Raw genomic sequence first — 24,605 nt, 5'->3', positions numbered from 1 at the left:
TTTCCTGAATGTCCCATAAACGGGCTCTGCAAGAGTATTGTATCATATCTTGTGCAGGAAGGAAGCCAGTTGCAGGGCGCATTGCTCCTCAGCAGCAATCACCTGCTCCAGCTTGGCGAGCAGCTTGGCGGGGGCGGCGGTGCCGACGATTTTTTGGCGCTGGGCGCCGCTGCGCAGCTCGTTCCACAGCTCGACGGCGGCTTGGAACGCCTCAACGCATTCGGCTTCGACGTGCGATACCAGCTTGCTTTCGGCGTGCAGGTAGTGCAAAAATTCCAGGAAGCGGCTGCGTGCATCGATTACTTCCCGCAGGCGCTCCCACCAAACGTCGATCAGCGCCAGCACGTCAAGCTGCGTGTCCGCCAAATCGTCGCGGAACTGGCGCAAGCCGTACAGCCCGGACAAGCCGCCGTCGGGATTGCCGACGATGCGGGCGAGGCAGCGTTGAAGCTGGCTTTTGAGCACATGAGCATCTACCGCAAGCGTAGGCTTCGTCAACTCGAAGCATTGGCTGTTCCACGATTCAAAGGCTGTACGGATCTGGTCGTAGGGCAGCCAGCCGTCAAATTCCAGGAACAGGCCGCGCCGCACAAACACGTGCCGTCCCGCCTCGTCCCATTGGGTGATAATGAAATGGAAGGGGCCGTGTTCGGTTTCAAATTTGTCATGCCAAGGCAAGTAGTAGGTGTCGGCAAACGTAAAAAGACAGATGCTGCGCGACAGCGCCGGCTTGAGCACATCCAGCAGCTCGTCGGGACGATAATCGAGCTTGTCCGTCTGATACAGCCGCTTGAGATTGTCCCAGAACGGCGTCGTCGCCGCGTCCGCCAGCACGGAAAAGTCGTCCAGCGCGCGGTAATGAAAGCCCCAGTTGTCGGAAAACAGCCAATGATGCTCGACGCCATACGCCTGCATATATTCGCAAACGTGGTATTCCCGGCAATTGAGAATCAACGGATTCGTGTACATGTGCGGCTTGGCGAATTGTACGACAGCTGACATAAGTTCCCTCCTGATTATAGGTTCGAAAATTGCTCCTGCAGCGGCCGGCCGATTAACGCGCCGCGCGAGACGGCGTAGATGTCGTCGACGACCATTTGGAATTGTACGCTGCGTTTTTCGTGGCGCGCGCGTTGCTCCAGCTTGTCGCGGTGAAAGCTGCGAATCGCCGGAGACAGCGGCAGTTGGCCGCAGTCGAGCAGCCGGATCGCGCCGTCGTTATCGCGGGCGGGCAAGATGCGTCCGGCATTGTAGCGGCTTGGGGCAAAAGGAATATCGAGCGTCCCTGCCGCGAACGCCCGCACCGTGCCGACGGCCCAGTCTCCCTCGCCCAGCTCCAGTACCTTCGCGAGCAAGCAATCCGTCTCTTCCTTGATCAGCCTTACCTCCTGTTCCAGCGCCGGAGACGCCGGCAGCCGCTGGCCGCGCGTGAGCGTCGCCATCTCTTTGGTCAGCCGTGTGGCTTGCGCGTTCGCTTCCATCGTTGGGACGCCGAGCGCTTCCTGGGTCGTTTTGACGATAATTTTGGTTGCGCCGGCCAGCGACGCCGTCACCGTTCCCCAAAGAATCAGCGAGGTGGCTTGCAGCTCATCCGTCGGAAACCCGCCCATCCACTGATGGAACACGGTCGTCAGATGCACGTCGCTGTAGCCATACGTCGCCAAATACGCCGCCGCCTGCTCCTTGAGCGCCCGCAGCGCCGCCACGTCCTGCAGCAAATTGCCGCATTGTCCGTAGCCCAGCGTCAGACATTTAACGCCTTGCTCGGCGGCCAGCAGCGCTTCGAGAATCGCCACAGCATTGGACACGCAGGGCGGCACCAGCGTGCCGGTCAGCGGCCCGTAAGGCTCGCGATTGAGCCGAATGCCCATTTCCTCATATAAGCCGGTTAGCCGGTCGCAGTACTGCCAATCGAGCAGCGAGCGCTCCAGCGGCACCGACTTGGCATAGGGGATGTTGTACGAGATGCCGCCGCCCTCGTTGGAGGTCCAGCCGGACGCATAGACGATTTCCGACAGCAGCCGGGCATCGGGTGTGCCGTGCCGCGCCTCTACAGGGATCGCGACGGCTTCCTGAACGCGGCGGCAGCCCGCGACGCCGTAGTTGACAGCGGGAAAGCCGTTAAGCAGCGAGCGGCCGGCGGCTTCGCTTTCGCGAATGCCGGTTTCGCCTTCGGCGTAGCGGTTTTGGCGAGTGTAGCTGTCGATGGTGGTCGGCAGCAGATCGGCCTGCCCGGCGTCCTGCAAATGCCGCAGCAGCTTGATATGCTCGCCGAGCACGCCGACGCCCCCGCGCGGCTGGACCAGAGAGCGCCCGTCCGCTGCGGCGTCTGCCAGCTTGCGGTGAAACGATTTGGCCGCAGGCAGCCGCTTGACATAAGCGACCGCTTCGTCAAGATCGACGCCTGCGCCGGTTGGCCACGTCCGCAGCACCTCATCGCGTTTGGCCCGAAACTCCGCTTCGCTCCATTTTCGATTCCGAAGCATGCGTACTCCTTTCTGCGGCTGTGGTTAGCCGCTGCCTATATCGGCTGCATGTAAGCCTTGAGCATACGCAGCGCCTTGTTCGGATCGTGACTGGCCAGCAGGCCAAGCGCCGACAGCGCATACGACGCGTCGAGCCACAGCCGGGGCCGCTCGGGCTTGAGCGTCTGCGGGCTGGCCGGGTCATAGAGGGCGCTGCGCAAAATCGCCTCCGGCCTCCGGCTGTGCACCAGCACGCCTCCCGTGCCGAGCAGGTGCGGCGTGCGGCGCAAGTCCTTGCCGAATTGGGCATAATGAATGCCCATCGGCGTAAAGACCGACTCGATGCGCCCGGCATGGCGGTCCATCGCGATTTCCGTGGCGGCGGCAGCCAGCGCCTCGTCAAATTCTACGTCGGCCGGCGATTGCGGCACGACGTTCGTATGGCTGGACAAATAGCGGCAGCGCTCCGCCCAGTCGGTGCGGCGGATTGGCACATATTTGTCCAGCCCTCGTTCGCCGGCCGCTTCCCAGACGGCCAGCGCGCTGACGCGGGTGCCCAGGTCCCCTTCGACCGTCCGTTTGGCGAAGGGCTCCTCCAACCCGCGTTGGGTGGTCCCCGCCGCCATCGGAGCGCCGGCGCCGATGGAGTGGACGTCCGTCGTCGCGCCGCCGATGTCGACGACGACAAGCTCGCCGATGCCGGCCTCCTGCTTCGTGCCCTGCGAGAGCAGGCGGGCCGCGTGCAGCACCGCGGTCGGCGTCGGCATCAGCACATGGCCGACCCAGCGCTCGGCATCGGCCAGCCCTTTGGACTGAACGATGGTGGCCGCGAACAGCTCGCGAATGGCTTCGCGTACCGGCTCGACGTTCAGTTCGTTCACGCGCGGCAATACGTTCGGCGCCAGCCGGAAGTTCATGCCGCGCGAGTGGAAAAGCGCGGCGATGTCGTCGGCCGCGCTTTTGTTCCCGGCAACGATGACGGGGACATCCGGCACATGGTCCGCCAGCAGGCGGGCGTTGTGCAGGATGCAGGCGACGTTGCCGCCGTCGGTGCCGCCGGCCAGCAGGATGATGTCTGGCCGGATTTGCGCGATGCGGCGGATTTCGCTGCCGCTGAGCATCGCGTGGTAGACGCCGAGCATCCGCGAGCCGGCGCCAAGGGCGGCCCGCTTCGCCGCCTCGGCCGTCAGCTCGGGCACAAGGCCGATGGCGACCATTTTGAGGCCGCCGTGCGCGCTGCTGCACGCCCATTTGCGGCGGAACTTACGCGCCGCTGCGGGCAGCTGCGCCTCCAGCCGGGCGAGCGCCCGGCGGAAGCCGAGCATCATGTCGACTTGGCCGGTCGTTTCGTCCTTGGCGGCAGCAAGGATCGTCTCGGTGTCCAGATCAATCGCCGTCAGCTTCGTGTAGGTGCTGCCAAAATCGATGCACAATACCGGATCCAAGACGTCGCCTCCTACCCGGTGTCGGCTGTGGCAGCGGCTGCCACAACGACGGAGGAGGCAAAAACGGCGGCAGGCCGACGCTCGTGTTGCCGCTGCAAATCGCTCCGCAAATCAGCCACTGCTTGGGCCAACGGCACGCTCGGCGGATAGACGCGGTCAAAGCCCATCTCCTCGAATTTGAGCCGCACCTCGTCCCAATCGTGATTGCCGACCACGAGATTGCCGCCGACATATAGCAGCACGTCGGGCAAACCCGCCTCGACGCATTTGCCCTTGAGGCCCCGGCAATCGATCTCGCCATGACCGTACAGCGAAGAGACGAGAATGGCCCGCGCGTTCGTTTCGACCGCAGCGTGGATAAACTCCTCCTGCGCGCACAACACCCCGAGATTGACGACATGAAATCCGGCTTCCGTAAACGTGTGCTCCAGTATTTTATTGCCTACGGCATGACAGTCCGCTCCGATCACGCCCAATACAATTGTAACGCTCATCGCACGCCTCCCCTCTGTATGCTCGGATTGCCAGCACCCAATTTATGGTCATCTTCAAGCTATTCCCGCCGATTCCGTTCCTTCCAGCTCCTGCAGGGCTGCTTCCAGCCGAGCAACCAGCTCCGCTTCCAGCGCTGCCAGCTTCTGGACCAGCTCGAGCTGCAACGAACGCGGCTCGCGGCCCCGTTGCACGATAACATGATTGTAGCGCATCACCCTGGGCAACGCGTTCCAATCCGGCAGCAGCGCCTCGGCGCACCATGCGGCAAGCCGCTGCAAAGCGCGATGTCCTTCGCGCTCACCGAGCTTGACCAATGTATGGACAAATAAACCACGCGTGCGCGCCGCCACCCACATGTCGTTGGCGTGCTCGTACAGACGTTCATCGCCGCCGTGTTCAGCGAAGCACGACAGGATCAGCGGCCAGGCGGCCAAGCCAGAGCGCCACTCCGCCGCAGCCAGCGCCACCGGCTGCATATGCCCCTGCATACATAAAAGCGAATCGCGCAGCCTTGCCCGTGCAGCCGCCGGATCGAAATCAATCGCAGCCTCGATCGCGCCGCTCGACAATTCCCTGTTCGCCCGTGCTGCTGCAGCCTGCTCCCCTGCTGTCTGCAAGGCCGATAAGGCCGTAGATGCAGAGTCCGTTTGGCCCTCGGCCCCGGAAACCTGCGCTTCCACGCCGCGCTCATCTACGCCCGCATCCGCATCCACGTTCGCTCCGGCTGCCGCTGCTGCCTCCGCCTCATCCGCTTCAATCGCTTCAAACCACTGGAAGCGCTCAAAGCCAATCAGCGCCCTGTCCTCCAGATCGCCAAACGCCGTCTGCTCGCGCGACAGCAGCGCTTCGCCCAAATACGGGCTTGTGCCGAGCAGCCCGGCAAGCTGCGCTTCGTCGACCCAACCGCTGTATGGCGGTTGCTCGCCTTGATCGTCGACGAATTCAAACACGTCGCGCAGATGAATCCGCCGCCCGGCTTCATCCCAGCCGTCGGCGACGAACCAATGCGGCGTATGCTTGAGGCCGCAGGCCAGCGTCCACGGCAGCCGGATCGTGTCCCCGGCGATAATCACCGCACCGCTGCGGACCAGTTCGCCGACAATGCCGACGACCGCTTCCTCACGCGTCGCCGCTGTGCGGCGCACCAGTCCGTTGCGAAGCGACGTGTGATAGTGCATAAACGACAGTAGCGCGCCAGCCTCCGGCGCCGGTCGCACAGCCATAAACAGCTGCGTGCCAACAGCCAGCTCCCAGCTCACGCCCTTGCGCTGCATCACGCTGGAGATAGCCGAGGTGTAGCAGGAGAGCAAATCCCCCTTAGGCGATTGATCTCCATTGTTTCCGGCTTGAAATGTGACCTCGGGTTCAGCTTCGACTTTGGGTTGAGTCCCGTTTCCAGCTTGAGCTGCGACTTCCTCGACTTCGACGTGTGCTTTCGCTTCGACTTGAGCTCCAACTTCCCTTCGAGCTTTCGCTTTAGCTCGAGCTTCAATTTCCCTTCGAGCTTTCGCTTCGGCTTGAGCAACGTCTTTGCTCGCGGTTGCCATTTCGCGTGTAGTTGCAGTCTCCACCCCGTCTGCGCCCTCACTAGCGCCTGCTCGCGCGATCCCCGTCCCGATGCCGCGCCCGTCCTGCGTCTCAAAGCCGCTTCCTGCGGACGCCGCCTTCACGCTCCCTCCTCCTCAACAACCGGCAGCGTGCGCAGCGACGCCTGGATTTGCTCATCGCTAATGTGCACATCCTGCATATTACCGGCCATATACGACTCGTAAGCCGTCATGTCAAAATAGCCGTGCCCGCTGATCAGCGCCAAAATCGTCGGGCTCGTCCCGGCCTCGCGCGCCTTGATCGCTTCCATCACCGCGCCATGTACCGCATGGGCCGATTCCGGCGCGGGCAAAATGCCCTCTTCGCGGCAAAACAGCGCCCCGCTGTTAAAAATATCGCGCTGCTGGTACGCCACAGCCTCCAGATAACCGCGGTCGTACAAAGCGCTGACCAGCTTCGAGGTAGCGTGATAGCGCAGCCCGCCGGCGTGAATGTCCGGCGTGACGTAGTTGTGGCCGAGCGTGTACATTTTTTCCAGAGGAGTAACGCCCGAAAAATCCGTGTAATCATAGCGGTATTCCCCGCGCGAAAGCTTGGGACAAGCCGCCGGCTCCACGCTGATAAACCGCGTGCTGCGCTTGCCAGTCAGATTATCGCTCAGAAACGGCAGGGTGATCCCGCCGAAATTGCTGCCCGCTCCAAGCGACGCCACCACGACGTCCGGATAATACCCGGCCATTTCCATTTGCTGCTGCGCTTCCATGCCGATGATCGTCTGGTGCAGGATCGAATAATTTTCCCCGCTGCCGATGCAAAAGCGCGTATCCTCGCGGGAATTGGCGTCCTCCAGCGCTTCGGCAATCGCCAGCGCAATATTGCCCTTCGTCCCCGGGTCCTGCTCCAGCAGCTCGCGGCCAATCCGCGTATCCGTCGACGGACTCGCCACCACGTCTGCGCCGTACAGCTTCATCATGCTGCGGCGGTACGGCTTTTGCTGGTAGCTGATGCCGACCATGTACACCTTGCACTCCATGCCGAACATGTGGCAGGCCGCCGACAGCGCCGTCCCCCATTGGCCCGCGCCGGTGCCGGTGGTCAAGCGCTTGACGCCTGCTTTTTTATAGTAATAAGCCTGTGCGATCGCCGTATTGAGCTTGTGGCTGCCGCTGGTGTTGCCGCCTTCGTATTTGAAATAGATCCGCGCGCTTGTGCCGAGCGCCTTCTCCAGATTAACGGCCCGAAAAACAGGCGTCGGCCGCCACTGGCGGTAGGCGTTGCGCACCTCCTCGGGAATCGGCACATAGCGCATCTTGCCGATGCTTTGGCGGATAATTTCCATCGGCACCTGCATTTTGAACGCGCCATTCTCATGATTGGACACCGGCGGCGGCAAGTCCGGCGGCAGCTCGAAATCCAGATCGGCCAAAATGTTGTACCAGTGCTCCGGCATCTGCTCGGGAGCCAGATCGAAGCGGTAGCGCGGATCGCTGACTTGGGTGCCCAGTTGCATCCTATCCCCTCCCTTGCGCTTGGCAAATTTCCGCGATGTACTGGACCAGCTCGCCGACGTTGGCGAACTTGGACTGCATCAGCACGTTGTCGCCCACCTGGATATCGAGCGCATCCTCCAGCGCAATCACCGAGCGGATGAAGGTCAGCGAATCGATGCGGAAGCCGTCCGGCGTAAATTTCAGATCGTCCGTCATTTCATCTACAGTCAGAGTGGAGCGGGTTTCCTTGATAAACACTTCCTTGATGATTTTTGCGATTTCTTCTGTTGCCAACGTTTTTTCGGCCATAATAATCCTCCCCGATTCTCTTTAATCTGTTTAAAATCCCCTACAGGGGCCGCAACGCGCCGATCCCCGCCTGCTTGCCCGGCTGCAATTAGCCGTCAGCCCGGCACGCCCGCTTGCCATACAGCGCGCCCGTCGTCAGCGTAGCTCAACGCTCCGCTTGACCGCACGCCGCCGCTTTCCAGCACCCAGTCGGCAAAATATTTGATGTTGTGGTGCGCATCCATCAGCCCGGCCGCCGTCCGGCCGATGCAAGCCCGCGTCCACGCTGCGGAAGCCGTTCCGTTGCGGATCGCAAACGCCAGCGAATCGGCGTTGTGCAGCGTCTGCGGATCATCCGCCAGCCGGTCGTAAAGCGGCGCCAGCCATTCGCGGTCGTCGGCCAATGCAAATACGAGATTGTTGTAATGATCCCAATCAGCGTCGCCCGGCGAACAGCCTGTAGCCGCTTGCGGCTTGACCGGGTAATAGGCTTGAAACCAGAACTGCAGCGTCCGCTGCGTCAGCCGATCAACGGACGGCGAGAAGACGAGCCGCGCCCCGCCCTCCAGCCACAGCGGATTCTCGCACGCGCCAAGCGGCCCGGCAAATACCGGCGGCTTCTTCGTCAAGGCATCGACGGCCAGATTCCAGCGCTGCGCCAGATGCGACAGATTCGCCGGGCTCCAATCGTCGGCTTCGAGCTGTTCGATGAACCACGGCAGATGAAAGCGCCCCAGCGACATAAACCATTTCGTCTGCTCCTCGGCTCCTCTGGAGCCGGTTACGGCCCGTTCGCCCAGCACCTTGGCCGCCATAATCAAATGATCGACGAAATACGAGCGCCAAGAGCGGTGCAGCAGCACCTTCGATTCATGAATCCCGACCTTGGACAAAAAGATCGGCGGCAGCTTGGCGTATGCTTCCTCCGTGAACTGGGCCGACAGCTCCAACTGATCGAGCCCCCGTTCCCAGTAAACACGCGTTGCCAAATGCCAGATACCCATCCGGTACCACTGCGGCCAATCGAGATAATCCGGCTTGCCGATATGACCGGCATAGCCAAACACCATTGTCAGCCTCCCGCCGTCACTCCCATTAGTTCCGTGAGTGCCGTAAGCACCGGCTGAATAGTACCCGGTTTTGCCCGTTGGGGCCGGCAGCATGAACAGACAGGGATACAGGGCAATAGCCAGGTCCGGGCCAAGCAGCGCACTCAACTGCGGCGCTTCCCAATAGCGGCTCGCCCGATGCATCTCGTCGATCACCGCCGCCTCCAGCCCGAACTCCTCGTACAGCGGGGTCAACCGCTCCAGACACGCCTTGAGCAGCGCGGGGTCCTTCATCAGCTCCAGCAGCCGCGCACCAAGCTCGCGCTCCTCGGCAGCCCAGTCTGCCATATCCAGCTCCTGCAGGGCCACGCCTACCGCCCGGTAAAGACCAAGCCGCTCCAGCGCAGCTTTCAACCCGTCCATCCGTTCGTCCGGCAAGCAGCCGGCGGTGAACGCTTCGATCCGTTCGGCATCCAGCCAAGGCACACCGTGCGGCTTGACCGGACGCAGCACCTGCCACACCGCGCATAGCAGCTCGACAAACGGATGAAACGTCACCGTACAACCGGGCATCGTCGCTTGCTTGCTCATCCTTTTCGCCTCCTCACCGCACGCTCAAGCGCCGCCAGCAGCAGCTCAAAATCGCGGTCTTCTGCGTTTTCCGGCACAATAAAGCCAAGCTGCTGGCTGCAAAAAGCCTCCGTATGCACGGCAAACTGCTCGCGGTACTCCCGGAACAGCTCATGCTCGCCGTAAATGCGGCGATACGTCAAGGCCAGCCCTGGCGGCACATCGCCCGCTGCGAGCGCTGCAAACACCGGATGCTTGTACAGTGGAGCCGGGTACACCGGAGCCAGCATAAAACCCTCCTCGTTCAAAATCGCCCGCAGCTCGTCCCGGTTCAGTCCGGCTTCCTGCGGATCGACGCGCAGCACGAACCGGCTGTAGGCATGCACGCCGCCTTCCGGCGTCGCTTGCGCAGATAAGCCGGGAATACGCGCCAAGCCGTGCCGGAGCAGCGTGCTGGCTTCGCGCCGCCGCTCGTTCATCGCCGCCAGCTTGCCAAGCTGCACCCGGCCGAGCGCCGCTTCCATCTCGGTCATCGTGCATTTGCCGGCCAGATCGTAAACGAGGCCGTTTTGCGTGCCGTGCAGCCGCAGCAGCCGTCCGCGCTCGCCGACGCCGGCGTTGTCGGTAACGAGCATGCCGCCTTCGCCGGTCGTTAAATTTTTGATCTCATTAAAGCTGAAGCAGCCCGCGTCGCCGAACGAGCCGACCTGCCGACCGTCAATCATCGCTCCGGCCGCTTGGGCGCAGTCCTCGATCACATAAAGCCCGCGCTCGCGGGCAAAGGCGACAATTTCCGGCATGTCCACCGGATTGCCGAACATGTGGACAACGAGAATCGCTTTGGTGCGCGTTGTGACAAGCGGGCGGATCGTCTCCAGGCTGATATTCCATGTGGCGGGATCGATGTCGGCGAGCCGGATCAACGCCATGTTGCGCATGGCAGCGACGGCCGATGCCGCAAAGGTGTAGGCCGGCGCTATTACCTCGTCGCCATAGCCGATGCCCAGTCCGTGAAACGCCAGCTCCAGCGCCGACGTGCCGGAGCTTGTAGCCACCGCATACTGCTTGCCGGTAAAGCGGGCGAACTCGGCTTCGAAGCGCATCGTCTCGCGCCCGAAAACGACGGACAGCCGGCCGTTGTTCAGCGCTCGCGTGACGGCGTCGATTTCACCGCTGCCGTAAGGGCGGGGCGTCATCGGCGAGAATACTTCCGTTTTTTGCATAGTCTTCTCCCCTCCTGCCGCTTTACGCCCGGGCAATCAGGGCGGCGGCTTTGTTCATCAGCGGACGAACCGCTTCCAGCATATGCTCGTATTCGTCGCCGGGCTCCTCCGGCAGATCCAGCACGATGTCGGTAATGCCGGCAGCGATATAGCGCTCCAGCGCATTGCGCACTTGCTCATACGAGCCGACAAGCTTGGGCGCATCAATGCCGGTCTTTGGCGCGCCATACCAGAGAATGTCGTCATAGACGTCCGCTTCCTGGGCGAGCTGCAAATTGCTCATATGCTGGCCCGAATCGGAGCGGGTGACGAACATTCGCGAGGCCAGCCGCGATTTGCGGTTGTCGCCGTACATCCGGCGTGCCGCTTCCCAAGCTGCGGCTTCTGTCTCGCGGGCCACAATGCCGACGATCATCGCTTGCCGCAAACCGGGCCGATCCAGCCGGGCCAGCTCCTCGCGCAGCCGCTCCAGCGGCTTGGCCATCAGCAGCGACGAATCCGCCACGGCCTTTACGGTGGCCGCCGACTGCTCCGACGAGCCGGGAACGTACAAGCTGACGTTCGCTTCCGCGGGAATTGGCGGCGACAGGCTCAGCGCGGACACGCGATAAAATTCGCCGTCGCAAGACGCTTCGCCAACGAGCAGGCTGCGGATAATCTCGCAAAACTCGCGCAGCCGCCCGTGCTTGTCCGGTCCCAGCGCCGTATCGCCCAGCATCGCCACCTCCGATGGCGTGGCCCCGACGACGACGTTCAGGTCGATGCCCCGTCCGTGCATATAACAAGCGGTAGCGATTTGCCGGGCGACGGTATAGGGATGGCTGTGGAACGGCTGCACCGCCACCATCGGCCGCAATTGCGCCGTGCTGCGGAGAATTTCCGCTGCTGTCAGCCACGGGTCCAGCGAGCTGTGAAAATTGTAGATGACCATGCCGTACATGCCGTTGTGGTCGGCCCATGCCGCCTGCGCCCGGACTGCGGCGACATATTCGGAGGGCGCGATGCTTTCGCCCATCCCAAACGAAGCGGTATGGAACGGACAGACGGTAAAAAATCGAAGCTCCTTCATCCTGCATCCTCCCTGCCTGCGATGTCGGCTCCGCTGCGCCTTGCAGCGGGAGCCCCGCTTGTTCCGCATCGCGTGCGAATCCCGGAACGCGATGCCGGCCGTACTTGTTCACGTCAACCGGACCTCCCGGTCGGTCAACGCCAGCTTGCCGTTCGCCACCAGCAAGCGATCATTGCCATACATGAGCCGGGCCGAGCGCAAATCGCGGAACGTCCGCTCCAGCGGAATCGCCGGATTGTGCGCATAGCCAAAGCGCAAGCCGCCGAGCTGGACCATTTGATCAACTGCGGTAAACAGCGTTTCCGAAGCCAGCACCTTCAAATTGTTGATGTGAATATTGAACCAAGCGGCGTGAAACTCCGCAGACTCCACGCTGCAGCGCGCGCGCATGTCGTCGTATTCAGCAACGACGCGCGCCAGGTAGGCACTGACGGTATCGAGATTCAGCCGGATACGCGACAGCCGTTCGGCGAACAGCTCTGAGCTAAGGTTATAGCCCTTGCGCGTGGCCGGATTGCGAAAAATATCCAGCAGCTGCCGATACGCCGCCTTCGCTGCTCCCAGCCAACACGACGACCAGGCAATATGCCCGATCGGCACCAGCGTGCTAACGGCCATTTGCGTAAACCCGCCTTCGCTTTGCAGCAGCTGATCGGGCGGCAAAACGCCCTTGAGCGACATGCCAATCGTCTGCGTACCTTTCATTCCCATCGAGCTCCAGCCCGATCGCTGCTGAATGTCCAGCTGCTCGCGGTCGGCGAAGATCAGCACGACGTCGGACAACGGATTGTCCGTACCGGCGCGCATGCTGATCAGATAGCCGTCGCCCTGCGCGCCACCCGTTACCGTGGGCGCTTCGCGGTCGAGCACGAAATGCTCCTCCTCCTGATCGAGCGCAGACAACGCCGTGAACAGATGCCCCCCCTTCTGGTGCTCGGACGTCACCGAAGCGATGAACATCGTACCGGCGGCAACGCGCGGCAATACCCGGCGACGCAACCCCTCGGAACCGAAATGGGCCACGACGGCCGATTGCTGGGAATGCATCGCCCACACCATCGCTGTCGACAAGCAGCTACCGGCCAATATTTGCGCAATTTCGGAATATTCGGACATTGAAACGCCGAAGCCGCCGTATTCCTGCGGCACAAGAATGCCCATCAGGCCGGTGTCCCGCAAAAGCTGGAAGCTTTGTTCGGGAAACACGCCGAGCCGATCAGTCTCGGCTGCCTTTTCGGCCAGCCGGGGCGCAATTTCGGCAGCGATTCGCGCCGGATCAAGCTTGCTGGCAACGCTCATGTTCATACAGGCTTCACCCCTTATGCCGTTTGGCTTGTCATCTCCGAGAGCAGCGCCCACAGAGCGTCGGCTGTCGAGAACGTATTTTCGGTCAGCATCGTATCCGGCAGCATGATGCCTAACGCCTCTTCCAAATCAAGCAGCAGGTCGATCGAAGCCATCGAGTCGAGGCCTAGTGCCTTCAAGTCGTCGCTGCCTTTAAGCTCCTGCGTCGGCTTCAAATATTTCAGATGCCGGCGAAGCACGGCGGCAAATTGTTCATCTAGCATATGATCTCACCTCCTCCTTCACGCGCCGCAGCGTCAGCTGCGAGCATGACAGCTCTCCTTTTTCATCAACAACCAGCTCGCAGGGCGTCTCCCGACTCAAAAATCCGATCAGGCTCGCGGTCAAGCCATAAGCGCCAGCATTGGGCACAGCGACGATATCGCCGGGCTCCAGCAGCGGTACGCGCTCGTTGCGCGCCAAATAGTCAAGCGGCGTACAAAGCGGGCCGACCACATGGGCCAGCATGCCGGCCACCTCCGCTGCCGACTCCTGCGGCGGCTCTGCGTGCAGCGCCGGGCTGCCCGCAGCTGCCAGCTGCTGCCGCTTGGGCATCGCCTCGGATGCGGACGGCTGCGCGGTGCCTGGCGCCGGCCTTGGCAATCGCGCCGCTCCCCCCGGTCCTGTCCATCCCGTCGCTCCGGCAACCGCAGTCGCCGTCTCCGCGCCGGTCCTGTCGCCGGATACCTTGACCAGACCTGCGCTGATGCGCGTCAGCCGCCCCAGACCGGACATGCCGCCCAAATGATGAATACCGGCATCGAGAATTACGAACTGCTGTCCCTTGCTCATTTTCACATCCTGCACGGTGCTGTACAGCGTACCCGCTGCGCCAACCAGGTAACGCCCCGATTCGAAAGCCACGGCCGGACGGCCCTGCCGCCATTGGGGGAAATACGCCTCCAGATTCGCTTCGAGCGGCCCGCGGATCGCGGAGAAATCGTATGGCGCTCCCTCCTTGATAAACGGATGCCCGAAGCCGCCGCCAAGGTCCAATAGCTCCAGCTCGATCCGCAGCGCTGCAGCGAGCCGGTGCGCCAGCTCAATCGTCTTGGCATACATGCGCAAGAGCGATTCCGGCGTCGTCAGATTCGTGCCCATATAGATATGAAAGCCGACGATCGCGCCCCACGGACCGGGGTCCAGCTGCGCCGCCCCGCCCTCCTCCAGCAGCAGGCTGGCGTCAAAGCCGAACTGCGACGGCACGCCGGTCATCGTCAGCGGCAGATCGGGCACCGGCTCGTCCGGGTTGATCCGCAGCACAAGCCGCACCTGCCGCCGCTGACGGCTCGCTTCCTCCAGCACCTTGTCCATATCGTGGCGCGAATCGACGGAGAATTGGATCACGCCTTGCCGCAGGGCAAAGGCGATCTCCGCCGTGGTCTTGCCCGGCCCGGTATAAAGCACGTGCTGTGGCAGACAGCCGCTGTCCAGCGCCGCGCGCAGCTCGCCCGTCGACGATACCTCGGCGTGGCAGCCGAGTCCGACGAGCGTTTGGACCAGCGCCTCGTGCGGATTCGCCTTCAGCGAATAATAGACGACCGATGGCTCGGGCAGCGCCCGGCGCAGCGCTTCATGCGCTTCCCGCACGCGCGCCAGCTCGTATACGTACAGCGGGCTGCCGAATGTTTCGATCCATGTTGTGCCGCTCACCGTACGCTCAACTCCTCCGCATAGGCGATTTGCAGCCCTTTTTTGTCGGTCTTGCCGTTTGGCGTCGCCGGCAGTTCGTCCAGCACGATCACTTTGGCGGGCAGCTTGTAATCCTCCAGCCGTTCCTTGAGCTGATCGAATACGTCGTCGGCATCGAGATTCGCGCCTACGAACAGGATCGGCCCTGACTTTTCTGTGGGCGGGAGCAGCGCTGCCTGGCGGACGCCTGCAATCGTAAACGCAGCTTCCTCGACCTCAAGCACGCTGACGCGGAACCCTTTTTGCTTAAACATATCGTCAAAACGCCCGTGAAAATACAAGTAGCCGTCTTCATCCATGCTGCACAGATCACCCGTGAACAGCGTTCGCTCCAGCCCCTCGCCCCACATGCGGTATCGCTTGGCCGTCAGCTCCGGCGCGCGCCAGTAGCCAAGCATCACATGCGGTCCGCGCACGATCAGCTCGCCCTTTTCACCGGGCGGCAGCCGGTTGCCCTCCTCGTCGATAATGATGCATTCCGTATTGGGCAGCGCCCGGCCGACGGCTTCCGGCTTGAGCTTGTACTCCTCCGGCGGCATGATCGACACGCGCTTGCACTCCGTCAGCCCGAACATGACGAATACCTCGCAGCCGGGGAACAGCGCCTGCATATCTTCAATGTAGGAATGCGGCAGATGCCCGCCGGAATTCGTAATGAACCGCAGCTTGGGCAAGCCGTCGACGGCGCGTTTGCCCATTCGGATGAGCGTATGCGCGAGATTCGGCAGCACCGGCAGGCCGGTAACGCCCCAGGCGGCGAGTTTTTTGATCAAGAGAGGACCGGCGTCCTCTTGGCTGCCCAGCGCCATCGTCGCGCCGACCTGAAAGGAAAGCAGTACCTGGTAGAGCCCGTAATCGAACGAAAGCGGAAATACGTTGCCGATGACGTCCGATTCGCGCATGCCGATGCGCTGCTGGATCGCCCAAGCGGCAAAGGCCATATTTTGCTGACCGCAGACCACTGCCTTGGGACGTCCCGTGCTGCCCGAGGTGTAAATCAGACACACCGGATCGTGCGAAATGCCCGGAAATGCCGGAACCGGCTCGACGCAAGCGAGCGCTTCGTCCCAATGCGCCTCCAGCGTCAGCACCTCGGCGTACCGCTCCAGCCGCTCCTGCGCGGCCCGCTCGCGCGTCGATAAAATCAGCGTTGGCGCACTGTCTCGCAAAATATGATCCAGATTGTACGATTTCGTGTCCCAATGAATATTGACGAAAATGCCGCCGAGCCGCGAAACGGCCATATCGGTTACTATCGTCTCGATGCCGTTGGGCAAAAGCACCGCTACCCGCTCTCCGCGCTGCAGCCCCCAGCCATGCAGCCAAGCCGCCACGCGCTTGCTTTGCTCGGCCAGCTCCGCATAGGTGATCGACGCTTCATCGGTAAATACGGCGATTTTGTCCGGCACGCGCGCCGCTGCCTCATCCAGTCCGTTATGAAATAATGGAATCATCCCGACCTCCTGCTATTCATCAGAAAATGTTGTTCGAACGCCGCCGCCAGCGCCATCGGAGTCGCAAACACCTCCGGCACGAGATATTGCGGATCGAGGTCCGTGCCAAGCCGACTTTCCAGCTCCTCCAGCAAGCGGGCGATCAGCAGCGAATCGAAGCCCGGCAGCGTGGGCAGGCTTGTTGCGTCCTCCGGCGGCTCCGGCAGGCCGAACACGTCTTGGACGGCGTCCCGCACAGCAGACCGCAGTTGTTCCAACTTCATGGTTATGCTCTCCCTTCCTCAGCCGTAGGCCAGCTGCTCCTGAATCGAGCGGCGCGATATTTTCCCCGTGCTTGTTTTCGGCAGCTCCGGCAAAAAACAGATCCGTCCCGGCACCATGTACGAGCTCAGGCGGCTGCGCAAATACGAGAGCAGCTCGGCCTCGCCGAGCGCTTGTCCCGCGCGAACCACGACAAACGCGTGCAGCACATTCGTATATTCCTCATGCGGCTGGGCCAGCACGGCCGCTTCCTCCACCGCTTCGTGCGCCACAATCGCCGCTTCGACGTCGCCGAGATCGACGCGAAAGCCGCGCGTCTTGATCAGCGTATCCCGGCGTCCGTGAAAATGCAGACAGCCCGCTTCGTCCCAATGGGCGTAATCGCCGGTGCGGTACGCTTCCGTATCCATCCCGGCAATTGCGCCTGCCGGAATGCGCGTCGCCAGCGTAATGTCGGGCCGGTTAATGTAGCCGGGAAATACGCTCGCTCCCCCGGCGATCAGCTCCCCGGCGCGGCCCGGCTCGACGATCGGCTCGCCCCGCTCGTCGAGCAGCGCGATGGCGGCGTGAGCCACCGGCTCGCCGATTGGAATGTGCGGCAGCACCAAATGCTCGGCCGTTACCCGGCAAGCGGTGATGACGTTCGTCTCGACCGGGCCGTACAGGTTGTAGACGGCAGCGGACGGCAAGAGCGCGGTCAGCCGTCTGAGCGGTTCGACCGGGAACGCTTCGCCGGCGTACAGGAGCAGCCGCAGCCCGGTTAGCGGCTCTTGCTGGAGCCGGCTTTTGTTCAGCAACGCGATCAGCGCCGACGGGACGGCATACAGCACGGTGATGCGGCTGGTCTGCAAAAACAGCAGCAGCGCCTGCGGGAACAGCGCCGTTGCGCCCGGCACGGGATACAGCGCTGCGCCTTTGCCGAGGCCAACGTAAATATCGAGCACCGGCAGATCGAAGTGGAGCGGCGCGTGTACAGCTACGCGATCCTCCGGGCCGATGTCGAAATAGCCGCTGGCCCAATCGACGAACGCCGCTGCGTTGCGGTGCGTGATCATCACGCCTTTGGGCACGCCGGTGGAGCCGGACGTGTACAAAATATAGGCGAGATCATCCGGCTCCGCACGGCGTTGGTCCAGGTCCGGCGCGGCGGCGGCGGGAGCGGCGGCAGCCAAGGCAGCCGCTTCAGCGAGCGCTCCCGCTGCGGCGGGCGCAAAAGCGCCCTGGCCGGCCAAAGCAGCGAGCGCCATTAGCTGCTCGGCCTTCGCCAGCCAGACGCTGCCGGGCAGGCCGGCGCCGGCCCAGTCGGACGCGCTTGGCGCATCGGCGATCAGCGCGCCGCAGCCGGCGTCTTCGACGATGAAGCGGCGGCGGGCCAGCGGGCTGGCCGGATCGAGCGGCACGTAGGCAAGGCCAGCGCGCAGGCAAGCAAGCATCAGCGCGATCATCAGCGGCGATTTCGGCAGGTTCAGCGCCACCTTGGCGCCGGGAGCCAGCCGCGACGCCAGCAGGCCGGCCAGCGTCTCCACCCGCGCCGCCGCTTCGCGGTACGTCCAGCGCTCGCCCTCCTGCACAATCGCTGGCCGCTCGGGGTAAGTAGCTGCAGCGGCGGCAAACCGTTCGTGAATCAACAGCACGTCAACCCACCTCCTGTACGCGGGACTGCCCGAGATGGGCCAACAGTGCGTCCGCGAGCCGCGCTTCGGCCGGAGCGACGGTTTCAGCCAGCAAGGCGAGGCTGGTCGCAGGCGGCGTCTTGCCCAGCTTGACCCGGCGCAGCATCAGGTAAGCGAATTCGCTGACCTTGCGCCAGGGTGCCTCCACCTCACTGTAGAACGCAGCAGCAAAGCCGGACGGCAGCAGCTCGGGCCGCTGCGCCTCCAGATCGCTCAGCCACAGCCGATGCAGCGAGCGGGCGCGGGTTGCGAACCAGCAAGCCAGCACCAGCTGTACCGCCGTCTCCTCGCTGTCCAGCCGCGCCAAGCAGTATTCGGCGAACTGCCGGTACATGCCTGCAGCCGCGCTTGCCGCCACTGCCTCGGCATTGCCTCGCAGCAACGCGCCCAGATCCGGCTCACGCCACCCCACGTCGGGCTCGGACAACGTCAGCAGTGTGCCGGCATTGCTATTGGCCAGCCCCCACACGATCCGCTCCAGCGCCGCTGCCGGCACATAAGTCGCAAGCGGCTTCACGCCACCCCACTCCGTCTGGTTCTCATAGGCATCGACAATATGCAGCAAAGCGCCGCTGGGATCGATACCATCGATCACAAACGAATGCTCCTGATGCTCGCGGCCGAAATATGGCAGCCAGGGCATGTAATAGGCGTCGCCGAGCAGCAGAGCCGGTTCGCCGCGCGCCAGACACGCGGCCAGCTCCTCCCGATAGCTGTGCGGCGCAAGCGCCGTTCGCTCTACACGCCTGCCGGTGAACGCTTGAATCCGCTCCTCTACAGAGCGGCGGGCCAGTAGCGGCATCGCTTCCGTCCAACTGTCGCGAAATTCAAAATGCCATTCGCACGCAAACGGCGACCGCAGGTCGGCAACCTGTCGAAAATCGAGCAAAACCGCCAAATTATCCGATACGCAATCCAGAAACTCGGCATCGACGCGCGTGTATTGCAATCCCAGAACCGGAAACATGGGCCACCTCGCTTCGCTTTATTTTGACGCTGTTCGATGTTATGTATCATTGTATAATTTAACAACAATAATGATAAATACCTTAAATTGGGTAATTTTTCTTACTTGTTTGTAAATTTCAATAACTTACTTTGTAAATATAATTAACATTTTGTTAATTTTCGGTCGTTTTTTGTAATTATTACAGTGAATTTATGTCAGAATCGTGACAGATTCATTTTTGGAAGGATTCGACATTTTCCGCTCTTGTCCGGCAGCCTGTAGTGTTATATATTAAAATACAAATTTGGAAACTTGGAGGGTGATTGCGAGGTTTCAGGGAGGTTTTTGTTGGCAGTTCCCGAATCTTGATCGCATTAGGAGGGACTTTTCATGCATTTGTGGAGAAGCTTGTCTGATGTTGAGCCGCACCTGGTCTTTGGCTGGCAAACCGAAGCGGAGTCCGTCAAGTTGCCCTTTGCCGTCAAGCTTAACGGCGAGGCGCTGCGCCAAGCGCGGCAGCCGTTAGACCTCGCCCTCTCAGCCGTCCGTCAAGAGCTGGAGGAGATCCGCCGGTTTATTTTTCAGCCGCACCTGTTTATCTTCACCAATGCGCAGGGCATCGCCCTGGTGGCCTACGATCAGGGTCTGCTGGCCTCCGGAGCCGGCGATGAGGAGCTGATCGGTTGCTCCTTCGACGTGCGGCACGCCGGTATGACAGCGATTGGTCTGGCCATGAAGCTGCAGACGATCTGCGTCGTGGACGGCCGCGAGCATACGTGGGACATGCTTTGGGACCTGTCGTGCGTCTGCACGCCGATTACGGTAAACGGGGCCGTGACCGGGTATCTCAACTTTTCGTTCCCGCGTCCCTTTGACCTCACCTTTTCCATCCCGCTGCTCAAGCAGCTGGCCCGCAACATCGAAGGCGCCATCGTCCGCAGTCATCCCGAAACGCAACGCGACCGCACCTATGCGCTGTTTACTCAATTCGAGCTGACCGAACGGGAAAAACAGATCGGCTACGCCTGGCTGCGCAACGATTGCGTCGAGCATATCGCCAACGCTTGCTCGATTTCAGAGCAGACCGTACGCACCCATATCAAAAACATTTATTCCAAGACGAAAACGACCAGCAAAGGCGAATTTTTCAACAAATTTGTTTATTAAAATTTATTGACCTGTGTCTGTTTCTTCCGTTCGCTTTTTGATACGAACAATGGTACAATGTGGAAGCGGCGACTTGTCCGCAACATCCCCGTTGAGGAGTGAATGAAATGTCAGTCGATGTGTATTTGAATTTTAACGGCAACTGCCGCGAAGCGGCGGAGTATTACGCCGAGGTGTTTGAAACGGAGAAGCCCAAGTTCATGACGTTCGGCGAAACCCCGCCGAATCCGGAATATCCGCTTCCCGAAGAAGCGAAATCGCTGATCATGCACACGCGCTTGAATATCGACGGCAGCAACGTCATGTTCTCCGACGTATTCCCGGGCATGCCTTTTGTACAGGGCAGCAACATTTCGCTGGCCGTCGTCAGCAAAGACGCCGAGAAGCTGAAGCAGCAATTTGCCCGCTTGAAAGAAGGCGGCACGGTCGTCATGGACCTGCAGGAAACGTTCTGGGCCAAGCTGTACGGCAGCCTCAAAGACAAGTTCGGCATCGAATGGCAATTCAATCTCGATAGCGGCGAAAACTGGGGCTAAGAGCCGGTTTTCGCAATACAAAAAGGAGCCGCTTTACGGGCTCCTTTTTCTGACGTTCACTGGAAATTCGCGCATCTTATCCGTTCCAATCGTATCCAATAAGTAAAAAATAATTCCAACGCTCCGATTTGTTACCGAAATTTCTTGAGCACCCAACCACACCTGGACCAGCTGCTTCGCATCCTCCAGCTGGCCCAGCAGAGAAATCGGGTCCTCGCGCAGCCAATCCTCGTGAAGCACGTTGTCCGCGGCCGAGTTGCCCGCCTAGATCTGCAGGCCGCGCCCAAGCACAGGGTACCGCCGACGCTGCCGCGCCGCACCGCGCCCCGTGCCAAACCTACGCCGGCCAATGCTCCGGCCGGCGCAAACCGCGCGGCAGCTTGGTGGCTCCGTCACCAAGCGCCGCGTTCAACTGCGGCTGCGTGACGAACAAGCAGCCGGACAAATCCGCGCCGCCAAGCTGGGCGTCGCGCAGGTCGGCGCCGATCAGATCGGCGCCGCAAAGATCCGCGCCGCGCAAATCGGCCGCGATCAGCAAGCCGCCGCGCAGGAACGCGCCGGCCAGATCGGCGCCGCGCAAATTCGCGCCGACCAGATCCGCGCCGCGTCCCGGCTGCTTGCGGCGTCCCGGCGCCTGGCGCCCCTGACGCGCAGCGGCGCGCACGCGCTCGCTGACCGCGAGCAGCAGCACGTTTGTCTCCGCGCGCAAAGCCGCGACGTCGAGCGCAAGCAGCGCTTCGGGCGCTTGCTCCGTCAGCAACTCGATCCGCGCCTGCGCTTGCGCCAGCTCAGCGCCAAGCGGTGCGGCTTCCGGCCGCTCCAACGCTTCCTGCACGTACCACAGCAGCTCGTACAACGCGCACATCACGGCAAATACCTCGAACATCGTCTGCGCCGTCTCTGGCGCTGCGCGCCAGTCGCGGCCGCCAAACGTTCGCTGCGCCACCTGCTGCCCCGCACCCAAGCAGTCGTAGACCGTGCAGCCGCGGAAGCCAAGCGGCCGCAGCTGCTTGTGAACGCCGCAGCGGTAATCCGCCTGCAGGTTCGGGCACGGCTGCCCGGCAGCCTTGTCGATGGCAAAATCACTGGAAATACCAAACGCCAGCGCCGTGCAGCACAGCCCGAAGCAGCGCTCGCAATCGGCGGTCAGATGCACCGCCCGCGCCCCGCGTTCACTTGCACGCACAGGCGGCTGCCTATTATCCAGCCTGTCGTTCATTTGCTGCCCGTTCACTACAAACGCCCCTCTTTCTCCCCTGCGGCGCCTCCGCTGCGCGCTCCGGCAACACCTTTGGCAGCCGCAAATTGCATTCCTTCACTACGATCATAGCACAGGCAGCAGCCGTTTCGCAGAAAAAAGCAAGCGCAATCCGATCGACTCCTCAGGAAATTACCCTCCCGGCAACGCGCAAAAAAGAAAGACGCTTTGCCGCATCGCAAAGCGCCCCTCTTTGAATGTCAAAACTGCCGCTGCTTCCGGTTGATGTTAATTCGAAAAACGGAACTTCTCGTTCGCGCCAATCGACGTTGCGCTGGCCACGAGCGGATTCGTGCCGTTGGCGGTCACATATTTGCCGTTCGCTTCGCTTTGCAGCGATACGGTGCCGTCGCTGTTGTTGATGCGCGTGAATCGCTCGGATGCGCCAATCGTAAACGAGCTGGCCACCATTTGCGCGTTGCCGCCGGAGCCCGTCGTTACGTATTTGTCGTTGGTCAGCGCCAGCAAGGCGATTTTGCCGCTGCCGGCATCCTTGATTTCGAATTTCTCCCACGTACTGGCCGTGCCGCGATTCGCCGTCAGCAGCAGGTTATTATAGTTATCGGCGCTGACATATTGGCCGTTCGGCCCTTGCAGCGTCGTGATGCTGCGCGCTGGCAGCGTCGGGTATACACCACCGGCTCTTTGGTACACGCGCACGTAATCAACGGTGTATTTTTGCGGGAATACCGTCGAAGCATTCGGTCCACCCGGCCAGTCGCCGCCTACTGCCAGGTTCAGCAGAATGAAGAAGTTATGATCGAATACCCACGTTCTGCCGGACAGATCGTCCAGTGTGCGCGTTTGATACAATTGACCGTCAAAATACCAGCGGATGACGTTCGGCTCCCATTCGATGCCGTACGTGTGGAAATCATTGCTGAAGCCCGAGCCGTACGTATAAGACGTGCCGATGCCACCTGCGCCGTTGTAGCCCGGTCCGTGGATCGTGCCGTACACGTTGTTTGGCGTGGAGCCGACAAATTCCATAATATCGACTTCGCCGCTGTTCGGCCAGCCGACCGTCGTAATATCGTCGCCCAGCATCCAGAAGGCCGGCCAAATGCCCTGACCTTGCGGCAGCTTCGCCCGCATCTCGACCTTGCCGTACGTGAAGCTGTATTTGCCTTGTGTTTTGATCCGGCCGGACGTGTAGCTTTGACCGCCGTAGTTTTCTTTTTGCGCTTTAATCACAAGATAACGGTTGCTGGCATTGCCAGGGTCCTGCTCCAGATACACGTTATCCGTACGGTTCGTGTAGTATTCCAGCTCGTTGTTGCCGAAGCCGCCACCGCCTGTTTCATAAACCCATTTCGACGTATCAACGCCCGTACCGGCCGTTCCATTGAACTCATCGCTCCAGACGAGATTCCAGCTGCCGCCCGAACCGCCGGTATTGATCGTATACGATGCGCTGGCAACCGCAGAATCGGTCATGCCGGATTTGACGGCAATCGCCTTGATCGTTTGCGAAGAGGCGACATTGATGGCGCCGCTATACGTGGCCGAAGCGGAAGTTGGTGTCGAGCCGTCAGTCGTATACTTGATCGTTGCGCCGGAGGTCGAGCTGCTCAAGGTCACGCTTTGCGCAGACGTGTAAGTGCCGCCGCCAGGGCTGAACGTTGGCGCTGCCACTTGACCAGCCGGAGGCGTGCCTGTGCCGTACACTTCAAAATCCCACAGCGAATAGCCGTATGCCGTTGCTCTTTGCGTGCCATAAACGCGGACATATCGCGCCGTCGTCGATGTGAACGATACGTCGTCGATGCCGCCATCGCCCGTCGTTGTGGAATATACATCCGTCCACGACGTAGCATTGCTTGACACCTGAATTTGATACGCCTTGGCGTACGCCGCTTCCCAGTTCAGCTTGACGCGGCTGACCGTTTGCGCCGAGCCGAGGTCGACATAAATCCATTGCGGATCGGAAAATTGCGACGACCAGCGCGTACCGCTGTTGCCGTCTACAGCGCCGGCAGCCGCATAAGCTCCTTCATGCGACGATTCCGTCGCCGTCTTGTTCAGCGCAAGGTTCGAAGAGGAAGGCTGCGTCGAGCTCGACGTAATGCTGAACCAGTTCAGGTTCCAGCCGTTCGTCGGCGCGTAGATGCGCAGCGTCTGGCTGCCGGCCGACAGATTCACCGAAGCCGTCACCGTCTGCCACGTTTGCCAGCCACCCGTGCTGGGCACGTTGACCGTAGCGAGCGTCGTCGCTCCGCTTTTCAATTGCAGCTGCGTACCCGTGTAGGGGCTCGATACCCGGAAATCGACATTATACGTACCGGCTGTCTGCACGTTCACCGTGTAGTCCATCCAGTCACCCGCGTCGATGTAGGCAATGTCTTGCCCGCCTTCGGAGCAGGTTTCCGTCTGGATTCCGCTCATAGCGGCATAGCTTTCCGCTTCAATTTTGCCCGGATCGGCGGCCAGAACCGGCGAGACGACCCCGACGAGACTGCTCACCATCGAAGCGAGCAGCAATGATGTTAGCGCTTTCTTTTTTAACACGACAAATCCTCCTTTAAAGTTCGATTGATCTTTTCACATCTGCAAAAAAGCCTGCGATCCCTTTCTGGCAGTTGGCTGCTTGTCGCACAGCCGACCTTCTCCTCCTTTCTTCTTGTTGCGT

The 24,605-nt window shown here is 61.4% G+C and carries 21 protein-coding genes; 2 read left to right on the top strand and 19 right to left on the bottom strand.

Going from position 1 to position 24,605, the window contains the following annotated elements; translation table 11 throughout:
- Nucleotides 1-42: 42 nt before the first annotated feature.
- The 17 genes from B5M42_RS00400 to B5M42_RS00320 all read right to left on the bottom strand — a co-directional run bounded on the left by B5M42_RS00400 (nucleotide 43) and on the right by B5M42_RS00320 (nucleotide 19,033).
- Entirely contained in the window at nucleotides 43-1,002 is a 960-nt protein-coding gene (locus tag B5M42_RS00400; protein ID WP_134750782.1) for a hypothetical protein, read from the bottom strand.
- A 14-nt stretch (nucleotides 1,003-1,016) separates the two neighbouring features.
- Entirely contained in the window at nucleotides 1,017-2,486 is a 1,470-nt protein-coding gene (locus B5M42_RS00395) for a methylaspartate mutase subunit E (protein ID WP_134750784.1), read from the bottom strand.
- A gap of 35 nt (nucleotides 2,487-2,521) precedes the next feature.
- Nucleotides 2,522-3,910 (bottom strand): methylaspartate mutase accessory protein GlmL, encoded by a 1,389-nt coding sequence (gene glmL, locus B5M42_RS00390; protein ID WP_134750786.1) that lies wholly within the window; start codon nucleotides 3,908-3,910, stop codon nucleotides 2,522-2,524.
- Nucleotides 3,911-3,921: 11 nt separating this feature from the next.
- Nucleotides 3,922-4,404, bottom strand: coding sequence for a methylaspartate mutase subunit S (glmS, locus tag B5M42_RS00385; RefSeq protein ID WP_134750788.1), 483 nt, complete (start codon nucleotides 4,402-4,404; stop codon nucleotides 3,922-3,924).
- Nucleotides 4,405-4,458: 54 nt separating this feature from the next.
- Nucleotides 4,459-6,075, bottom strand: a complete 1,617-nt coding sequence (locus B5M42_RS00380) for a hypothetical protein (protein ID WP_134750790.1) — start codon at nucleotides 6,073-6,075, stop codon at nucleotides 4,459-4,461.
- A complete protein-coding gene (locus B5M42_RS00375) occupies nucleotides 6,072-7,463 on the bottom strand; it encodes a TrpB-like pyridoxal phosphate-dependent enzyme (protein WP_134750792.1) in 1,392 nt (463 codons plus the stop codon). The genes B5M42_RS00380 and B5M42_RS00375 overlap by 4 nt, the downstream gene beginning before the upstream one ends.
- A gap of 1 nt (nucleotide 7,464) precedes the next feature.
- Entirely contained in the window at nucleotides 7,465-7,752 is a 288-nt protein-coding gene (locus B5M42_RS00370; RefSeq protein ID WP_134750794.1) for an acyl carrier protein, read from the bottom strand.
- Nucleotides 7,753-7,847: 95 nt separating this feature from the next.
- Entirely contained in the window at nucleotides 7,848-9,371 is a 1,524-nt protein-coding gene (locus tag B5M42_RS00365) for a hypothetical protein (protein ID WP_134750796.1), read from the bottom strand.
- Nucleotides 9,368-10,573, bottom strand: coding sequence for a DegT/DnrJ/EryC1/StrS family aminotransferase (locus tag B5M42_RS00360; RefSeq protein WP_134750798.1), 1,206 nt, complete (start codon nucleotides 10,571-10,573; stop codon nucleotides 9,368-9,370). Before B5M42_RS00360 ends, B5M42_RS00365 begins: the two co-directional genes overlap by 4 nt.
- Before the next feature lie 22 nt (nucleotides 10,574-10,595).
- Nucleotides 10,596-11,642, bottom strand: coding sequence for an LLM class flavin-dependent oxidoreductase (locus B5M42_RS00355; RefSeq protein WP_167689692.1), 1,047 nt, complete (start codon nucleotides 11,640-11,642; stop codon nucleotides 10,596-10,598).
- Between the two features lie 108 nt (nucleotides 11,643-11,750).
- Nucleotides 11,751-12,947, bottom strand: coding sequence for an acyl-CoA dehydrogenase family protein (locus B5M42_RS00350; protein ID WP_209280662.1), 1,197 nt, complete (start codon nucleotides 12,945-12,947; stop codon nucleotides 11,751-11,753).
- Between the two features lie 14 nt (nucleotides 12,948-12,961).
- Nucleotides 12,962-13,210: a phosphopantetheine-binding protein gene (locus B5M42_RS00345; RefSeq protein ID WP_134750802.1), complete on the bottom strand. Its 249-nt coding sequence runs from the start codon at nucleotides 13,208-13,210 to the stop codon at nucleotides 12,962-12,964.
- Complete coding sequence (locus tag B5M42_RS00340) at nucleotides 13,200-14,639, bottom strand: type III PLP-dependent enzyme domain-containing protein (RefSeq protein WP_134750805.1); 1,440 nt, start codon at nucleotides 14,637-14,639, stop codon at nucleotides 13,200-13,202. The genes B5M42_RS00345 and B5M42_RS00340 overlap by 11 nt, the downstream gene beginning before the upstream one ends.
- Nucleotides 14,636-16,132: a class I adenylate-forming enzyme family protein gene (locus B5M42_RS00335; RefSeq protein WP_134750807.1), complete on the bottom strand. Its 1,497-nt coding sequence runs from the start codon at nucleotides 16,130-16,132 to the stop codon at nucleotides 14,636-14,638. The genes B5M42_RS00340 and B5M42_RS00335 overlap by 4 nt, the downstream gene beginning before the upstream one ends.
- On the bottom strand, nucleotides 16,129-16,395 hold the full coding sequence (locus tag B5M42_RS00330; RefSeq protein WP_134750809.1) for an acyl carrier protein: 267 nt from the start codon (nucleotides 16,393-16,395) through the stop codon (nucleotides 16,129-16,131). Before B5M42_RS00330 ends, B5M42_RS00335 begins: the two co-directional genes overlap by 4 nt.
- A gap of 18 nt (nucleotides 16,396-16,413) precedes the next feature.
- Nucleotides 16,414-18,027 carry an amino acid adenylation domain-containing protein gene (locus B5M42_RS00325; protein WP_167689694.1) on the bottom strand — a complete coding sequence of 538 codons (1,614 nt, stop codon included), beginning with the start codon at nucleotides 18,025-18,027 and terminating at the stop codon, nucleotides 16,414-16,416.
- 1 nt (nucleotide 18,028) lies between these two features.
- Nucleotides 18,029-19,033: a BtrH N-terminal domain-containing protein gene (locus B5M42_RS00320; RefSeq protein ID WP_134750814.1), complete on the bottom strand. Its 1,005-nt coding sequence runs from the start codon at nucleotides 19,031-19,033 to the stop codon at nucleotides 18,029-18,031.
- 372 nt (nucleotides 19,034-19,405) lie between these two features.
- Here B5M42_RS00320 and B5M42_RS00315 point away from each other — a divergent pair, with 372 nt between their 5' ends.
- Both B5M42_RS00315 and B5M42_RS00310 read left to right on the top strand, forming a co-directional pair.
- Nucleotides 19,406-20,182, top strand: a complete 777-nt coding sequence (locus B5M42_RS00315; RefSeq protein WP_134750816.1) for a LuxR C-terminal-related transcriptional regulator — start codon at nucleotides 19,406-19,408, stop codon at nucleotides 20,180-20,182.
- 107 nt (nucleotides 20,183-20,289) lie between these two features.
- Nucleotides 20,290-20,718, top strand: coding sequence for a VOC family protein (locus B5M42_RS00310; RefSeq protein WP_134750818.1), 429 nt, complete (start codon nucleotides 20,290-20,292; stop codon nucleotides 20,716-20,718).
- A 337-nt stretch (nucleotides 20,719-21,055) separates the two neighbouring features.
- Here the strand turns inward: B5M42_RS00310 and B5M42_RS00305 are convergent, their stop codons facing one another.
- Nucleotides 21,056-21,952, bottom strand: a complete 897-nt coding sequence (locus B5M42_RS00305) for a pentapeptide repeat-containing protein (RefSeq protein WP_230632535.1) — start codon at nucleotides 21,950-21,952, stop codon at nucleotides 21,056-21,058.
- Nucleotides 21,953-22,204: 252 nt separating this feature from the next.
- A complete protein-coding gene (locus B5M42_RS00300) occupies nucleotides 22,205-24,484 on the bottom strand; it encodes a carbohydrate-binding protein (RefSeq protein WP_134750820.1) in 2,280 nt (759 codons plus the stop codon).
- Nucleotides 24,485-24,605 lie beyond the last annotated feature (121 nt).

The sequence above is a fragment of the Paenibacillus athensensis genome (assembly GCF_004514475.2).
In the GTDB taxonomy this organism is placed as follows: Bacteria; Bacillota; Bacilli; order Paenibacillales; family NBRC-103111; genus Paenibacillus_AL; species Paenibacillus_AL athensensis.
The sequence above is the reverse complement of the archived record's forward strand: the minus strand, read 5'-3'. Positions and strand labels throughout refer to the sequence as shown.

What these genes read in the sequence shown, in the direction of transcription:
- B5M42_RS00370 (WP_134750794.1), bottom strand. Translation starts at nt 7,752, where the DNA reads ATGGCCGAAAAAACGTTGGCAACAGAAGAAATCGCAAAAATCATCAAG.
- B5M42_RS00350 (WP_209280662.1), bottom strand. Translation starts at nt 12,947, where the DNA reads ATGAACATGAGCGTTGCCAGCAAGCTTGATCCGGCGCGAATCGCTGCC.
- B5M42_RS00310 (WP_134750818.1), top strand. Translation starts at nt 20,290, where the DNA reads ATGTCAGTCGATGTGTATTTGAATTTTAACGGCAACTGCCGCGAAGCG.
- B5M42_RS00320 (WP_134750814.1), bottom strand. Translation starts at nt 19,033, where the DNA reads ATGTTTCCGGTTCTGGGATTGCAATACACGCGCGTCGATGCCGAGTTT.
- B5M42_RS00365 (WP_134750796.1), bottom strand. Translation starts at nt 9,371, where the DNA reads ATGAGCAAGCAAGCGACGATGCCCGGTTGTACGGTGACGTTTCATCCG.
- glmS (WP_134750788.1), bottom strand. Translation starts at nt 4,404, where the DNA reads ATGAGCGTTACAATTGTATTGGGCGTGATCGGAGCGGACTGTCATGCC.
- B5M42_RS00375 (WP_134750792.1), bottom strand. Translation starts at nt 7,463, where the DNA reads ATGCAACTGGGCACCCAAGTCAGCGATCCGCGCTACCGCTTCGATCTG.
- B5M42_RS00330 (WP_134750809.1), bottom strand. Translation starts at nt 16,395, where the DNA reads ATGAAGTTGGAACAACTGCGGTCTGCTGTGCGGGACGCCGTCCAAGAC.
- B5M42_RS00345 (WP_134750802.1), bottom strand. Translation starts at nt 13,210, where the DNA reads ATGCTAGATGAACAATTTGCCGCCGTGCTTCGCCGGCATCTGAAATAT.
- B5M42_RS00355 (WP_167689692.1), bottom strand. Translation starts at nt 11,642, where the DNA reads ATGAAGGAGCTTCGATTTTTTACCGTCTGTCCGTTCCATACCGCTTCG.
- B5M42_RS00315 (WP_134750816.1), top strand. Translation starts at nt 19,406, where the DNA reads ATGCATTTGTGGAGAAGCTTGTCTGATGTTGAGCCGCACCTGGTCTTT.
- B5M42_RS00395 (WP_134750784.1), bottom strand. Translation starts at nt 2,486, where the DNA reads ATGCTTCGGAATCGAAAATGGAGCGAAGCGGAGTTTCGGGCCAAACGC.
- B5M42_RS00400 (WP_134750782.1), bottom strand. Translation starts at nt 1,002, where the DNA reads ATGTCAGCTGTCGTACAATTCGCCAAGCCGCACATGTACACGAATCCG.
- B5M42_RS00335 (WP_134750807.1), bottom strand. Translation starts at nt 16,132, where the DNA reads ATGATTCCATTATTTCATAACGGACTGGATGAGGCAGCGGCGCGCGTG.
- B5M42_RS00360 (WP_134750798.1), bottom strand. Translation starts at nt 10,573, where the DNA reads ATGCAAAAAACGGAAGTATTCTCGCCGATGACGCCCCGCCCTTACGGC.